11 protein-coding genes and 1 pseudogene are annotated in these 16,331 nt (G+C 41.2%); 1 reads left to right on the top strand and 11 read right to left on the bottom strand.

The window, feature by feature from the left end; all coding sequences use genetic code 11:
• Positions 1–27 precede the first annotated feature (27 nt).
• On the bottom strand, positions 28–1,206 hold the full coding sequence (gene nhaA / locus ASE55_RS02315; protein WP_056214995.1) for a Na+/H+ antiporter NhaA: 1,179 nt from the start codon (positions 1,204–1,206) through the stop codon (positions 28–30).
• A 10-nt stretch (positions 1,207–1,216) separates the two neighbouring features.
• Positions 1,217–3,421: a RelA/SpoT family protein gene (locus ASE55_RS02310; protein WP_056214993.1), complete on the bottom strand. Its 2,205-nt coding sequence runs from the start codon at positions 3,419–3,421 to the stop codon at positions 1,217–1,219.
• Positions 3,422–3,639: 218 nt separating this feature from the next.
• Between ASE55_RS02310 and ASE55_RS02305 the strand changes: the two genes are divergently transcribed.
• Positions 3,640–4,902 carry a WD40/YVTN/BNR-like repeat-containing protein gene (locus ASE55_RS02305; RefSeq protein WP_056214991.1) on the top strand — a complete coding sequence of 421 codons (1,263 nt, stop codon included), beginning with the start codon at positions 3,640–3,642 and terminating at the stop codon, positions 4,900–4,902.
• 34 nt (positions 4,903–4,936) lie between these two features.
• Here ASE55_RS02305 and acs read toward each other — a convergent pair.
• The 9 genes and pseudogenes from acs to ASE55_RS02260 form a co-directional block, all read right to left on the bottom strand.
• Positions 4,937–6,847 (bottom strand): annotated as a pseudogene (acs, locus tag ASE55_RS02300) (acetate--CoA ligase); the annotation flags it as partial.
• A 55-nt stretch (positions 6,848–6,902) separates the two neighbouring features.
• The gene (locus ASE55_RS02295) at positions 6,903–8,789 is read right to left on the bottom strand and encodes an AMP-binding protein (protein ID WP_056214986.1); all 1,887 of its coding nucleotides are present in this window, start codon (positions 8,787–8,789) and stop codon (positions 6,903–6,905) included.
• A gap of 199 nt (positions 8,790–8,988) precedes the next feature.
• Positions 8,989–9,351 (bottom strand): response regulator transcription factor, encoded by a 363-nt coding sequence (locus tag ASE55_RS02290; protein ID WP_056215140.1) that lies wholly within the window; start codon positions 9,349–9,351, stop codon positions 8,989–8,991.
• A gap of 105 nt (positions 9,352–9,456) precedes the next feature.
• Positions 9,457–9,897 (bottom strand): IS200/IS605 family transposase, encoded by a 441-nt coding sequence (tnpA, locus tag ASE55_RS02285; protein WP_056214983.1) that lies wholly within the window; start codon positions 9,895–9,897, stop codon positions 9,457–9,459.
• A gap of 65 nt (positions 9,898–9,962) precedes the next feature.
• The gene (locus tag ASE55_RS02280) at positions 9,963–12,683 is read right to left on the bottom strand and encodes an ATP-binding protein (protein WP_056214981.1); all 2,721 of its coding nucleotides are present in this window, start codon (positions 12,681–12,683) and stop codon (positions 9,963–9,965) included.
• Positions 12,676–12,870: a hypothetical protein gene (locus ASE55_RS02275; protein WP_056214977.1), complete on the bottom strand. Its 195-nt coding sequence runs from the start codon at positions 12,868–12,870 to the stop codon at positions 12,676–12,678. Before ASE55_RS02275 ends, ASE55_RS02280 begins: the two co-directional genes overlap by 8 nt.
• A gap of 61 nt (positions 12,871–12,931) precedes the next feature.
• Positions 12,932–13,156, bottom strand: coding sequence for a DUF6814 family protein (locus ASE55_RS02270; RefSeq protein ID WP_056214974.1), 225 nt, complete (start codon positions 13,154–13,156; stop codon positions 12,932–12,934).
• Between the two features lie 44 nt (positions 13,157–13,200).
• A complete protein-coding gene (locus ASE55_RS02265) occupies positions 13,201–14,781 on the bottom strand; it encodes an MFS transporter (RefSeq protein WP_056214970.1) in 1,581 nt (526 codons plus the stop codon).
• Between the two features lie 46 nt (positions 14,782–14,827).
• Positions 14,828–16,207: a hypothetical protein gene (locus tag ASE55_RS02260; protein WP_056214967.1), complete on the bottom strand. Its 1,380-nt coding sequence runs from the start codon at positions 16,205–16,207 to the stop codon at positions 14,828–14,830.
• Positions 16,208–16,331 lie beyond the last annotated feature (124 nt).

The raw sequence follows: 16,331 nt of genomic DNA, 5'->3' as shown, positions 1-16,331 counted from the left end.
ATACATCAATACCTGAACCTGAGAAATCTAATTTTCATCTTCCGTTACCGTATTCCCGGCGCTTAATTTCAGGATCATATAACCTGATACTCCGGCCAGCAGGGAAGCGATCAGTATCGCAAACTTGGCTTCATCCTGGATTTCGTGTGCTCCTTTAAAAGAAAGCAGGGCAATAAAAATAGACATGGTAAACCCGATTCCGGCCAGAAGCCCGACTCCCAACATCTGTTTCCAGGATGCATTCTGAGGCAGCGAGCTCAATTTTGATTTAATCGCGATAAATGAAAATAAATTGATTCCGATCAGTTTTCCTAACACCAGACCGCAGATAATTCCCAATCCTAAAGTATTTGTTACTTCAGACACCATTTCACGGGTGAAAGTGATGTTGGTGTTGGTCAAGGCAAACAGAGGCATAATAAGAAAACCTACCGGAACATGCAGCTGATGTTCCAGTTTTTCCAGTGGTGAAATTTCAGTCATAGATACATTGGTTGGAATCGAAAAGGCGAGCAGAACGCCTGCAATTGTTGCATGTATCCCGGAATGATGCAGGAAATACCATAAAAACAATCCGGGCACCAGATAGAAAACAATCCTGGTCACCTTTAAAAAATTCAGTAAAAATAACAAAGCGGTAACTCCGAAAGCCAGTAATAAATACATCCAGTGAATCTGTTCCGTATAAAATATGGCAATTACTAAAATAGCGCCTAAATCATCCACAATGGCCAGTGCGGCAAGGAAGATTTTAATTGAATTCGGGATTCTCTTTCCCAGCAGGGAAATAATAGCCAGGGAGAAAGCAATGTCTGTAGCCATCGGGATTCCCCATCCGTTTGCATATTTTGTCCCGAAGTTAAAAGCGATATAGATAACCGCCGGAACAAGCATGCCACCGACCGCCGCAAAGATGGGCAGTGAAGCGTTTTTAAAGGATGAAAGTTCGCCTTCCACCATTTCTCTTTTAATTTCCAGGCCTACCAAAAGGAAGAATACGGCCATCAGGCCGTCATTGATCCAGATGCTTACCGGGTACTTCAATCCGAACAGGTCTGTTCCTGTTTCTGTATCTAAAAAGTACTGAAATCCTCCGGCTGCAGAAGAATTGGCAATTAATAATGAAATCAGGACACAGAAAATAAGGATGATTCCTGAAGCCTGACTGTTGCTGAAAAATTTTTTAAAATATAAAGTTAAATTCATCCCTGAAATATTATAGTCTTCTTACTCTTGAAATACCGTTGATATCGGTAAGTTTTTTAAAGGTCTGTTCCAGCTGGCTTTTATTTTTAACCTCAAGATTAATGGTTCCCGTAAAAATTCCGTCATTTGATTCTATCGATAAGCTCTTCATATCCATACCCATCGCACCGCTGATAACAGTGGTAATATCGTTGATCATACCCATGCGGTCAAGCCCTTCAATTTCAATTTTCACCCTGTTTTTGAAGCTTTCCGCATTTACCCATTTGGCAGGGATCACCCGGTAGTCATACTGCGCACGGAGGTTAATGGCATTCGGGCAGCTGTCGCTGTGTACTTTAATGCCTTCAGAAATCGTAATAAACCCGAAAATTTTATCTCCCGGTATCACCGTACAGCATTTGGCATAGGTGTAATTCAGCTTCTCTTCATCTTTCCCGAAGACAATCATGTCCAGGTTCTGCTCCTTAGGCTCTATGTACGCCGTATTTTTGGACGGGGATTTCCTGAACCTCGAAAGTAAATTATTGAATACGTTTTTACTTTCTATGTATTTTCTTAAGCTGCTGGCATCCAGTTCATTGGTCTGAAACTTTAAAAACAGTTCCTGTGAGCTTTTAAGATTGAAATATTTTTGAAGCTTATTGATTTCTTCGTCGTTAAAATTAATTTTCGCGTGGCGGAGCTTTCTCTGCAGGATTTCTTTCCCTTCTTCCACCAGCTGATTCTTTTGCGAATTTAAATAACTCTTGATCTTAGACTTGGCTTTGGACGTTACGACAAATTCCAGCCAGTCAGATTTGGGTTTCTGGTTTTGGGAAGACAGGATGTCAATCTGATCGCCGTTCTGGAGGATATAGGAGATAGGCACCAGTTTTCCGTTGATTTTTGCCCCGAGGCACTTCATCCCGAGGTCAGAGTGCACCGAAAAAGCAAAATCCAGTGCAGTGGCATTGGTCGGTAAAATTTTAATTTCCCCTTTCGGCGTAAAGACAAATACCTCTTTGGAATACAGGTTAAGCTTAATATTATCAAGAAGTTCCGATGTGGTAAGATTTTGCTGCTGCTCCAGTACTTCACGGATCTCAGTCACCCAGTTTTCAAAATTCCTGTCGTCTGAGCTCTGCTTATAGCCTTCCTTATATTTGTAATGGGCGGCAACCCCTTTTTCCGCGATCTCATCCATTCTTTCGGAACGGATCTGTACTTCGATCCATTTTTTGTCAGGGCCTAAAACCGTAAGGTGAAGGCTTTCATAACCGGTTGACCGCGGCTGTGTAATCCAGTCACGCATCCTTGAAGGGTTGCTGTGGTAGACATCCGTTACAATGGAATAAATTTTCCAGGCCAGGAATTTTTCATTCTTGGCATCGGATTTATAGATGATCCTGATGGCGTAATTGTCATAGACTTCCTCAAAAGAAACGCCCTGCTTCAGCATCTTCCGGTAAATAGAAGAAATGGCTTTGGCGCGGCCTTTTATTTTAAAGTTCAATCCTTCTTCATGCAGCTTTTCAGAAACTTCCGTCTTGAATTCCTCAATATACCTTTCGCGGTTTTCCTTGGCAAGTTCCAGCTTCTCCGTTATTTCATTGAAGACATCCGGATTGTTGTATTTCAGGGAAAGATCTTCCAGTTCAGATTTGATGTTGTAGAGACCGAGGCGGTGTGCCATCGGGGCATAAATATACACCGTTTCGGAGGCTATTTTTTTCTGCTTGTCCGGAGCCATGCTTTCCAGCGTACGCATATTGTGGAGGCGGTCGGCAATTTTAATCAGGATAACCCGGAAATCTTCCGAAAGCGTAAGAAGAAGCTTACGGTAATTTTCAGACTGTACGGAAATATTCTGATGGTTCATGATCGAGATCTTGGTGAGCCCGTTCACGATATCCGCTATTTTCTCCCCGAAAATTTTCTTCAGGTCTTCATACGTGTAATCAGAATCTTCAATCACATCATGCAGAAGGGCACAGGCGATAGAAGTGGCTCCCAGACCGATCTCTGTTGCCACAATTTTTGCTACGGCAATCGGGTGGTAGATGTAGGGCTCTCCGGTTTTTCTTCTTTGATCCTTATGTGCATCCAGTGCAATATCAAAGGCCTTCCGGATGAGTCGGTTGTTTTCCTCATCCAAAGTGCGGTATGTATTTGAAATCAGATCCTTATATCTTGCGAGGATCTCTTTGTTTTCCTGTTCTAAGTCGTAACTCATTTATGCAAATGCCTATATGTACACGAAAATACGAAAATTTTAGCACTTTTCAAACAACGGAAGAAGTACAGGCCAATCCTGGAAATAAAGTTTCTGCTTTAATGCTGACCGGAATGCTGATTTTTTAAGAATGAAACTGTTATGTAATGCTTTTGGGATTATATGTTGCGTATCTGTATGAAATGTGGCAAATTTGTGTTTGAAAAATTAATAACCTTATGAAAAAAATGATTCTTGCTTTCTCGCTTCTGGGTTCGCTCTTCAGTGCACAATATTCATGGACTGCTTTTTCATATCCTCCGGCAAGTGCTAACGGAAGGTATGATGATGTTTTCTTCCTGAACGAAAATGTAGGCTGGGCGGCAAGAGGCGGTAACGGAGCCGTTTTTAAAACAACCAACGGCGGTGCCAACTGGACGCAGCAGACGGTAAGCGCGGCTACCAACCAGTATTACAGGAACATAGAATTTCTAAATGAAAACGTCGGTTTCTTAGGAACGCTGAACAACAATTTTTACAAAACTGTTGATGGCGGAAATTCCTGGCAGCGGGTGAACAACATTTCGCCTTATCCACAGGCCATCTGCGGACTGGATTGCGTGGGAACTTCCACCGTTTACGGCTGCGGAGCCTGGTTTTATCCGGCATATATTATAAAATCCACAGACAGCGGGAATACATGGCAGTATATTGATATGTCTGCTTACGCTAATGCTTTGGTAGAAATTCATTTCGTTACGGAGAATATAGGATATGCGGCAGGAAATGATGATAACGGCGCTGTGATCCTGAAAACTACGGACGGCGGAAACAGCTGGACAAAAATTTATAACAGTAACATTGATAATGAATATGTCTGGAAAATGCAGTTTTTAGATAATAACAAAATTTTCTGTTCCATAGAATCGGAGCTTCCGAATACCGGGAAACTGCTGAAGACTCTGAATGGCGGATTTACTTGGGAAACAAAGGATTTTCCTGATCATTATGTGCAGGCAGTTGGTTTTACGTCGGCAACACACGGCTGGATGGGTGGCCACAATACCGGGTTTTATGAGACTTTCGACGGTGGAAATACTTGGACGAATACAGGCGTAGGAGGTTCTCTGAACCGGATTTTCATTCTTAATAACAACGTTGCGTTTGCAGCCGGAACCAATGTTTATAAAATGACAACGGGAAGTCTGGCAGCACAGGAAGTATCCGGTGAAAAGCAGGAACGGAAATTAAAAGTGGAAGTAGTGCCGAATCCTGTGAAGGATAAACTGAACCTGACTGTTCATTATGTACATTCTGATCATATTATTGTCGGTTTGTACGAGGCCTCAGGGAAATTTATAAAAAATATCCTTAAAGACGATGTGAATGATAAAGGCCTGAAAAAATATACGCTGGAATTTAATTATCCCCCAGGAAGTTACCTGCTTGATGTCCATTCCAATTTAGGAAGGCAGTCAGTCAAGGTTATTAAAAATGAATAAGCAAAAGCGCAGAAATTTCTGCGCTTTTTTAGTTTTAAATTCTTTCATTCTTGATTTCCTCAACAATTTCAGGATTCAATAGGGTAGAGATGTCCCCGAAATTACTGAAGTCTCCTTCTGCAATTTTTCTCAGGATCCTACGCATGATTTTCCCGGAACGGGTTTTCGGAAGCCCGGAAACGAACTGGATTTTATCCAGCTTTGCAATCGGTCCGATCTGGTCTGAAATTAATTGATTGATTTCTTTTACCAGGTTTTCCTGCTTTCTGTCGGCACCGGAATCTTTTAAGATCACAAATCCGTACAGCGCATTCCCCTTAATGTCATGAGGATAACCTACAATGGCTGATTCTGCTACGGCAGGGTGTTCGTTGATGCTGTCTTCAATAGGAGCAGTTCCCAGATTGTGCCCGGAAACTATCACCACGTCATCCACACGGCCTGTGATCCTATAATATCCTACTTCATCCCTCAATGCACCGTCACCTGTGAAATATTTCCCCGGGAAAGCAGTGAAGTACGTTTCTTTATACCGTTGATGGTCGCCCCAGATGGTTCTTGCAATTCCCGGCCACGGAAAGCGGATACACAGGTTTCCTGTTACCTGGTTTCCTGAAATTTCATTGCGTTTGTCATCCATCAGCACAGGCTGGATTCCCGGTAGAGGCAGGGTAGCGTACGTTGGTTTTGTCGGGGTCACAAACGGAAGCGGCGAAATCATGATCCCTCCTGTCTCCGTCTGCCACCAGGTATCGACAACCGGACATTTTTTCTTCCCGACATGGTCATTAAACCAGTGCCATGCTTCATCATTAATCGGTTCACCCACCGAGCCGATCACTTTTAATGAGCTTAAATCATGTTTGTCAACCCATTCCGTGCTCTCTTTGGCTAATGAACGAATGGCCGTAGGAGCAGTATAGAATTGGGTAATTTTATGTTTTTCAATCACTTCCCAGAACCGGTCCGGCTCAGGATAAGTGGGAATGCCTTCAAAAATTACGGTAGTTGCTCCGTTTAAAAGCGGCCCGTATAAAATATAGGAATGGCCTGTAATCCAGCCGATGTCTGCAGTACACCAGTAAATATCATTTTCTTTATAATTGAATACATTTTTGAACGTATAAGCGGTATAAACCATATAACCTGCGGATGTATGAAGCATTCCCTTCGGTTTTCCCGTAGAACCTGATGTGTAAAGAATAAATAAAGGATCTTCTGCATCCATGATAACGGTTACAAAATCCGGAGATGCCTGTTCATATAGATCAGCCATCCAGTGATCTCGCCCTTCCTTCATTTTAATTTCGTTGTGGGTTCTTTTCACCACAAGGACGTTTTCAACAGTCGGGGTTTTTTCCAAAGCTTCGTCAACAATGCTTTTCAGGTCCAGAACCTTGCTTCCCCTGTAGCTTCCGTCTGAAGTGATCACCATTTTAGCTCCGCAGTCATTGACTCTTGATGCTACGGCGGCGGCAGAAAATCCGGCAAAAATTACGGAATGCACGGCACCTAATTTGGCACAGGCCAGCATGGTTACGGCCAGTTCAGGGATCATCGGTAAATAGATGCAGACCCGGTCGCCTTTTTCAATACCCATTTCGCGCAGGACATTGGCGGTTTTGTTAACGCGGGTATATAATTCGTTATAAGAAATATGCTGTGCCTGTTCTTTCGGGTCATTAGGTTCCCAGATGATGGCTGCTTTTTCTCCTCTCACGGAAAGATGCCTGTCCAGACAGTTTTTGGTAATATTTAATTTGGCATTTTTAAACCAGGTGATTTTCGCTTCATTCATGTCGTATTTTACGACCTTGCTCCACCGCTGATACCAGACAAAATTCTGATCGGCTATCTTGTCCCAGAATTTTTTAGGGTTTTTAATAGACTTTTTATATTCTTCAAAGTAGTGCGGTAAATCTTCTATCAGGTAGTTTCTCATATCCCTTTCTTTTTTGAATTTGAATTTTTATTATTTAAATGTATGTTTAATTTCTCGTTTAAGCCCTGTAATCATTGATTTTCTGCTGGATTTCTTCAATGATTTTCTCATCGTCAATGGTCGACGGAATCTGAAATTCTTTCCCGTCAATAATTGTCCGGATGAGTTTTCTTAAAATTTTTCCGGAACGGGTCTTCGGAAGCCTTTTGACGACCATCACGCTTTTCAGGAAAGCAACAGCACCTATTTTTTCCCTGACTTTCAAAATGATTTCTTTTTCCACATTCTGTTCTGAAATGTCAGAACCATTCTTTAAAACAACCGCTGCAAAAGGAACCTGTCCGCGAAGCTCATCATCAACTCCTACAACAGCACACTCGGCAACATCAGGGTGTGAGGAAACAATTTCCTCCATTTCAGAAGTGGAAAGACGGTGTCCGGCAACGTTGATCACATCATCCACCCGTCCTGTAATAAAAATATAGCCGTCTTCATCTTTTATGGCTCCGTCGCCTGAAAAATAATAACCTTTGTATTGTGATAAATAGCTTTTTTCAAAACGTTCGTAATCATTCCAGATTCCCAGCATGGCACCGGGCGGAAGCGGAAGTTTGATGACTAAAAAACCTTCTTTGTGCTCATTCAGTTCGTATCCGTTTTCATCAAAAATTTTAATGTCGTATCCCGGAATGGGTTTTCCGGCTGAAGCTCTTTTGATATTATAATTTTCATCAAAGGTCATTAAGCCCAGCATTGGCCAACCTGATTCTGTCTGCCACCAATGGTCAATCGCAGGAACGCAGATGTGCTTCTCGAACCAGTCCAGTGTGGCAACATCGCATCTTTCACCTGCCAGAAACTGTTTTTTGAAGTTCGACAGATCATATTTCTTTACCAGTTCACCGTTAGGGTCTTCTTTTTTAATCGCGCGGATTGCCGTGGGAGCCGTAAACATTGCTGCCACTTTATATTCAGAAATAATTCTCCAGAAAGTTCCTGCATCGGGCGTCATAATTGGTTTTCCTTCAAAAATAATGGTGGTGTTTCTGTTAATTAAAGGTCCGTAAACGCTGTAGCTGTGGCCCACTGCCCATCCAAAATCGGAAGCTGCCCAAAACGTTTCGCCTTGTTCAATTCCATAAATATATTTCATGGAAAATTTCAGAGCAGTTGCGTAACCTCCTGTATCTCTCGTGATTCCTTTCGGCTTTCCCGTTGTTCCTGAAGTGTAAAGTAGATATAGTGGATGGTTGGATTCTACCGGAACACAGTCTGCAGGTTCTGATTTACCGACCAATTCTTCATAATCAATAATTCCTTCAAACATTTCGTTCTGATTATCAACTAATTTTCTGTTGAATACAATGATGTTATCCACCTTATCCTGTGCCAGTTCAATCGCTTTTTCCACCAAAGGCAAATACGGGATTCTTTTCGCAATCTCTATTCCTGCAGTGGCGGTAATCAAAGCTTTTGGTTTACAGTCGTCAATCCTTATGACCAATTCATGCGGCGCAAAGCCTCCGAAAACAACATTGTGGATCACACCGATTCTAGCGCAGGCTAACATTGCAAAAAGGGTCTGCGGAATCATCGGCATATAAATAACGGCCGTGTCGCCTTTTTTTAAACCCAGGGAAACCAGGCCGCCGGCTAATTTTGAAACTTCTTCTTTAGCCTGATTAAACGTGTACTTTTTCTTGTGACCGGTAACCGGAGAATCATAAATTATCGCCGTTTCTTCACCAAAGCCGTCTTCAATATGCCTGTCTATGCAGAGATACGACATGTTCAGCTTTCCGTCTGCAAACCATTGGGTATACTTGTTTTCATCTTTTGAAATAATAGTTTCGGGAAATTCAAACCAAGGAATTTCCTGAGCCTGTTCTTTCCAGAACTGCACTTTGTTTTCTATGCTCTGTTTAAAAAAATCTTCTGCCTTCATATTAATTCTTGTGTTTCTGTCATTTCGGAGAATAAAGTTGCTATATGATCTCAATAATCTCAGTTTCTTACATCATTTTAGTGGTGAAAAACTTGAAATGAGACTTATTCAATTTCTGAATGCCTTCTGTAATTTGTATGTTAATATGATCATTAGCCATAAATTATAAGTCTCTGATCTCTTCTCTATTATCTGAAATCTATTCAAACATTTCCTCAATCTGCTGGATCAGTTTTTTTATTGAATACGGTTTCGTTACATAGGCATCGGCTCCCATCTCAAGGCCTTTCTCTATATCTCTGGGATTGTTTTTGGCACTCAGGAAAAGGACTTTCGTGCTGTTCAGGGCCTCATTTTTTTTGATTTCTTCCAGCGTGCTGTAGCCATCTAGGTTCGGCATCATGATATCCAGTAAAATGACATCAGGAACCAGTGTTCTCAGAAATTCCAGAACCTCTGTTCCGTCCCTGGCGATAAAAACTTCGTAACCTATTTTCCGGAAACTGTATTCCAGGGACATTAATATTTTGTGTTCGTCATCAGCAATCAATATCTTTTTCATTTTTTTCTTTGTTTGATTGGAGAACCCAAAGGGTTCAATTTTAATAGCCGCAGGTGAAACCTGTGTAATTATGATTTTCATCAAGCCAACCCGTATGGTTGAATTTCAATTATTTTGTTTAAATTCGATTATATGCTCAGCCAATAGCTTTTTAAATTCATCTTCAAAACTTTCATGTTTGTGATGTTCTTTTTGATTTTTTATATAATTTATAATGGTCTCCTTTTCTTTTACCGAACTTGTAAACGCACTATAACCTTCCTGCCAACCATCAAATTCAGGAAATAATCCTGATTCTTTCATCCATAAATTCGTTGCAACTTTTATATCTTTTATTAAATTGCTAAGACTCACGCTGGGATGAAGGTCACAAAAAATATGGATGTGATCCGGCATTCCATTAATCCTGTATAATTTACAATTTTTATTTTTTAGAATACCCCAGATGTATTTGTAAAGTTCTGATTCATTCTTTTCATTAATTACCGGGCTTCTGTGCTTTGTTCCAAAAACAATGTGGTAAAATATTTGTCTGTACGTTCCCATTTGTGTTTGTTTTTAATATTGAACCCTTCCGGGTTCTTATTTGCTGCTTCCAATTTCCATGGGTTTCACCCAGGGCTATTAAAATTGAACCCTTCGGGTTCTGTGTTGTCATCAACAATGTTTTTCATCGGTAAGGTAATGGTAAACGTCACACCCAGCCCGCTGTTTTCCGCTTTTATATTTCCACCGTGGGCTTCAGTAATCTTTTTTGAAATAGCCAATCCAAGGCCGCTTCCGGTGGGTTTCCGGATATTCTGGTTTTTGGACTGGTAAAATTTATCGAAAATAAGTTTCAGGTCTTCATCAGGAATGTTTTTTCCGGTATTGAATATCTTCATAATAAGATTATCATCTTTCTGTGAAAACTTGGTCTGGATAATTCCCTGCTCATCCGTGAATTTCAGGGCATTTCCTAAAATATTCTGAAACAGCTGGATAAACCTGGCCTCGTCATATTTAAACAGGTAATCATTCAGCAAATCCACTTCGCTGACATGAATAAATTTCTGCTGAATCAGGTGAAAAATTGGGTTCAGGGCTTTTTTATAGGTTTCAATAATATTATTTTCCTGAATATTTAAAGCAATTTCTCCGTGCTGAAGCTTGTCCAGATACAGAATATCGTTGATGATTTCACTCAGGCGGTCAGATTCCGTGATGATGTTGTTTAAGAACTCTTTTTTGAGATCTGACGGAATATCATCATCGTCAGCTAAGATTTCCCCGGCTGAACGGATGGCGGTAATCGGGGTTCTCAGTTCATGCGCCACAGAATCCAGGAAATCGTCTTTCTGACGGTCTTTAACAATCAGGTTTTCATTGGCTGTACTGAGGTCACTGGAAAGCTGCTTCAGCTCTTCGGATTTCTCGGTGAGCTTTTTATTTAAGGTGATATTTTCTTTGGATTCTTCCAGGATATCCAGGACTTCCTTTAATGAAATTTTATCTTCCTTGGTAACACCTTCAATCAGGATTTTAGCAGAAGCCGTCCCGATTCTTCCGGCCAGAAGGTTCTCGGAAAATTTGATAAATCTGGAATCTGCGGTTTCCGTCTGCGAATCGATATTGTATTTGATATTGAAAATCCGCATTGCCTGTTCGGTTTTCTTTTTTCCTAAAAAACGTTCCAGGATGTTCTGGATGTCAGAAACATACGCTGTTCCCCTCCAGATGAATGCGTTTTCGTGATTCTGTATGTATTTATCGATATCAACATAGAGTTCAGCAAAATTTCTCTCCCGGTAATTTCCTTTCATGCTGACGGAAAGTATGGTAAACAAAGCGGTATTTACTAAAACTGACCAGAAGAAAATTTCCGGAATCCGGGTTAAAAAAGAAATGTCAAAAAACTGGAAAGCATTGTACAGATCCCTTAAAATTCCTTTCAGTTCAGAGTTATAGGAAAAATAGTACTGCGGAATAATCAGTCCGAAATAGCAGATAACCAACCCTGCCAACAGGCCGGCCACCGCGCCTTTGTAGCTTCCCCTTCTCCAGAATATCGCTCCGAAAAATGCAGGTGCCAGCTGCGCAATGATAACAAACGAAATCAATCCGACGGAGTCTAAAGAAGTTTTTAAAATGAAGTATTTATAAAAAGCAAAAGCTACGATAATCAATCCGAAAATCGAGAATTTACGGATGTTGGTAATGTTTCTGGTATTCTGGGTTTCGTTTTCAGCTTTAAACTTTCCCAGTAATCCGTAAGGGATAATCAGATTGTTGGAAAGCATAATCGACAAGGTGATGGCCGAAATAATAATCATTGAAATGCTGGAACTCAGGCCTCCCAAAAATACAAAAACCGTAATGAGGGTATTGTCAAAATGCTGCGGAATCAGGATAGAGTAGAACTCAGGGTTTACGTGTTGCCCGTTAAAAATCAACCTTCCGCCCCAGGCAATCGGGAAGATAAAAACGGTGAATATCAGAAGATACAAAGGGAAAAACCAGATTGCTGTTTTGATGTGCTTTTCCTGTCTGTTTTCAACAATTGCAGTGTGGAACTGTCTCGGAAGAATACAGATGGCCGTTCCCGAAATCATGCAGAGAACCATCCAGTTCATGGCACCTTCAATTCCGTTGAAGGTATTTTTAGCTTTAAAATCCGGAAACTGACTTGCCTTTTGGTACAGGTCTGAAAATCCGTCAAAAGCATAATAAATGACAAACAATCCAAGAATAATAATAAAGAATAATTTAAGGAAACTCTCCAGGGCAATGGCGGAAATGATTCCCAAGCGTTTTTCGGAGGCATCAACGTATCTTGTGCCGTAATATGATGAAAAGACAGCAATCAGGATGACCACAAAAGTCCCGCTGTCTGTAAGGATATTCGGTGATATTTTCGTTTCTGTCACCAGATGAAATGTTTCTGAAATGGCTTTGATCTGCAATCCGATATAAGGGATAATCGCAAAAAAACAAACCAGGGTAATAATGGCACTGAAGCTCCTGCTGTTTCCGTACCGCAATGAAATAAAATCTGCCAGACTGCTTATTTTATTCACTCTTGAGATGCGGACAATCCTTGTATTGATGTAAATCCAGGCCGGAACCACCACAATTGGTCCGATGTAAACGGGTAAATAATTGAGTCCGCTGGTCGCTGCCACGCCGATACTTCCGTAATACGTCCATGCGGTGCAGTATACGGCAAGGGACAATGCGTAGATGTATGGGTTATTGATCCAGATCTTACTCTTTTTCTTCTCTGCCAGATGGGCAACTAAGAACAAAAGTGCGAGGTAAATAAGGACAACGATAAATAATGCGAAACTACTCATCATATTTTTTTACGATTACAAAAGAAATAATGATGGAAAGCATCCAGACGGCGAACACGTAAACCAAAAGCATCGGGTAGCCGAAAACCTCCTTCTCACTGTTGAAAAGCAGTGAAATGGGAATGCTGAAAGCAATAAATAAGCCTATGCTCAGGATAATCAGTTTTTGCTCGTGTCTTTTTTTCATTATCGATTATTAATAAAAGATAATTGATGAACAAAATCATTCATCAATTATCTTTTATAATTTATTTCTCGTCAGAGTATTCTCCTGTTAAAGAATAATATCCGAAGATGGCCAGCCCGCCGGTAACAATCGGCACCAGTACGAAAAGTATGATGATACCGAATACCAGGTCTTCCTGTTTGCCGGAGGTGATTTTAGGAATGCCCATCACCGTGATGCCGAAGTAGGCAACGGTTAAGGCAGCTAAAATCCATACAATGCCTAATATCTTTTTTAATCCGTTCATTTTAGTAGATTTAAAATTAATAAATTTTTAAGTGATTATCCCTATTAATCATGGATATTGTTGTTCTTGTTTTTAAGATAAATCAGTCCGATGACTAAGCAGACAGCAGCAACCCCAATCGGATACCAAAGCCCTTCAAGATACCACGTCGCATGCCCCGCATCTTTTCCGGAAGTAACAAGATAAGTAGCAACGGCAGGAAGCAGTCCCCCGAAAACCCCGTTACCGATGTGATACGGCAAAGACATGGATGTGTAACGGATTCTCACCGGGAACATCTCCACTAAAAATGCGGCAATCGGTCCATATACCATCGTCACGAAAATTACCTGAATAAATACAAGGAATACCAGATACCATCTTGTTTCATTGTTAAGGGTGATTGCTGTGGAAACTTTCGGTTCTTCAGCTTTTCCGTCTTTCATTACGGGACCTGCAGCAGACCAGTGAACAATACTGTCTTTTTTAATTAAAGTTCCGTCTGTAAAAGCGGTTTCTTTATGAAAGGTGACCATGCTGTCCGTTGCAATCGTTTTATGGAGGGTGGCCATTCTTGTTTCTTTGACACCTTCACTTGCAACGGTTTTAGCCTCTATGTTCACGCTTTTGTACATGGCATCGTAGATCGGGCGGTAGGCTAAAATAGCAACCAGCATTCCGGTCATCATAATCGCTTTCCTGCCGATTTTATCTGAAAGCCAGCCGAAAAACACAAAGAAAGGCGTTCCCATCAGTAATGCCGTTGCCATCAGGTAATCTACCTGCATAGAGTTGATATTCATTACTTTCTGAAGGAAACTCATGGCGTAGAACTGCCCGGTGTACCAGATTACACCCTGTCCCATTGCAGCACCGAATAATGCCAATAAGACAAATTTGAAATTAAATTTATTTCCGAAACTTTCTTTTAAAGGATTTTTTGATGTTTTCCCTTCACTTTTAGCCTTGGCAAAAAGGGGAGACTCCTTCATGTTTTTTCTGATGAAATAAGAAACGCCCACCATCAGAATTGAAATCCAGAACGGAACCCTCCATCCCCAGGAGTCAAACTCTTCCGCTGAAAGTGTATTTTTTGTAATAAGGATCACAATTAATGAAATGAAAAGTCCTGCGGTAGCGGTAGTCTGGATCCATGAAGTCCAGTAACCTCTTCTGTGCGGCAGTGAGTATTCCGCAACATAGGTTGCCGCTCCGCCGTATTCTCCGCCTAGAGCAAGTCCCTGTAAAAGTCTCAGGATTAAAACCAGAACCGGCGCCATGAATCCGATGGTTTCATAGCCGGGAATACATCCGATCAGGAATGTAGAAAATCCCATAATCAGGAGAGTAACCAGGAAAGTGTATTTCCTTCCGATAATATCCCCAAGCCTTCCAAAAAATAAAGCTCCGAAAGGTCTTACTACAAACCCGGCCGCAAAAGTTGCCAGGGTAGACAAAAATGCTGCGGTAGGATTGTCTGCCGGGAAGAATTTGGTCGCCAGAACGACCGCTAAACTTCCGAAAATATAGAAATCATACCATTCTATCAGAGTTCCGAGGGACGAAGCCGTGATGACGCTCCAGATGGTGCGGTTCTTTTGCCTTTCCGTCATATTCTCGTAAACATCGTGGTGTTGTTCGCTCATATCACTAATTTTTTTGTTGATTGTTTAAATTATATGGAAGATGTTTTTATAAATAAATCTGAAGCTGTACAATAAATTCCCCTTTAGATTTCGGGCTTTCGGTCGGGCTTGTGTAAACCGGCCTTGTAGAATATTGCGTGGTAATTTTTGCATGGTGCCCGTCTAAAAACCAGTTGGCTCCCACATCAAACTGCGAGGAAGGCTTGTCAAACGCTTCAAAATCTTTATAGGTGTAAGCTGCAAAAGGCTGGATCCTGATTTTCGGTTTCTCTGCCTGGCTCGGTAATAGCAAACCTGCCTGAGCGTACACTACATTTCCGGTTCCGATCATCGGCTGTAAATTTCCGGGGCCTGCCAAAGCTCTTTGTCCCACAAAATTCGGGTCGCTGGCAGCAATGTTCATGGTTCCTAAATTTCTCACGTAGTTCGGACCGAAATTATAGTTGTAAAATCCTGCATAAGCAGAAACGGCCATTTTGTTTTTGGCTCCACCCAGAGGAATATCGGCAAAAGCATCTACCGAAAGTAAAGTGATGTCATGCTTTTCTATATTTGAATTGACTGAAGTTCTGGTCCCTTCCGCCTGGTGGTAAAAACCGGCACCGATGTTGAACACTTTTTTAGTTCCCAGATAAGAACCGACTTTAAAAGGAAGGAGATTGGATTCCGTATCTAAGAACTGATATTCAAAATAACCGGCTTTGGACCAGTTGGGGTTTCCGTTATTGTCAACCGCGACTTCGTTTCCGGGAATCAAGGTATTTGCAGGTGTTAAATCGGTTGCGAACGGTTTGTTTAAACTCATCCGGTACTCAAATTTTCCGTATTTCCCTTTAGCAAAAACACCCATCTGTCTGGCAAACTGATCTGAATTGTCAATCAGAGGCCAGCTGAAAACAGGGGAATCCAGGGTTAAAAAGTTGAGTGTTGAAGCCATCGTCATCCGGGAAAGCCCCATGTAATAATGAAGGCCGCCTCCTAAAGTAAGGCTGAATTTTCCGGCTTCTCCGGGCATTACAACCGCATACTCATTCCATGCATCATGAAAGAAAAGCTGTGGTTTTTTACCGTTTCCATAACCTCCTGTTCCGGTTGTTCCGGTGGCGCCGCCGTTGATAAACGTCTGGTTATTGATCCCGATATGGGTCAGGATCATATAACGTTTTGTAATCTGGGCATAGGCTAAAATACGCGCCCTCCGGTTTCCCAGGTTCCACGTGTTTTTAGTTGGTTCGCCGCCCACCATACTTCCGGGGTTCATTTCCGTGTTCCGGATCCAGAACTGGTCCCATAATATAAATCTTACATACTTATCGCCTTCAGTATTTAAATTTATTTTCAAACCGTTTCCATAATCAGGGGAACCCTGGCCGTATACAGAACTGCTGATTAAAGCTAATCCAATAAAACTTAATATTTTCCTCATAAATTATTAATTTTTTGGCTGTTATTTTATGAAAGCCAAATTGTAATTAATAATTTAGTTTTGAAAATTTAATATATATTTATGCTTAATATATAGTTATAAGTTTTTAGTTATAAATGATGAG

It is taken from the genome of Chryseobacterium sp. Leaf201 (assembly GCF_001421435.1).
Classification (GTDB): Bacteria; Bacteroidota; Bacteroidia; order Flavobacteriales; family Weeksellaceae; genus Chryseobacterium.
Note: the sequence above shows the minus strand (reverse complement) of the source record. Positions and strands in the feature narration are given on the sequence as shown.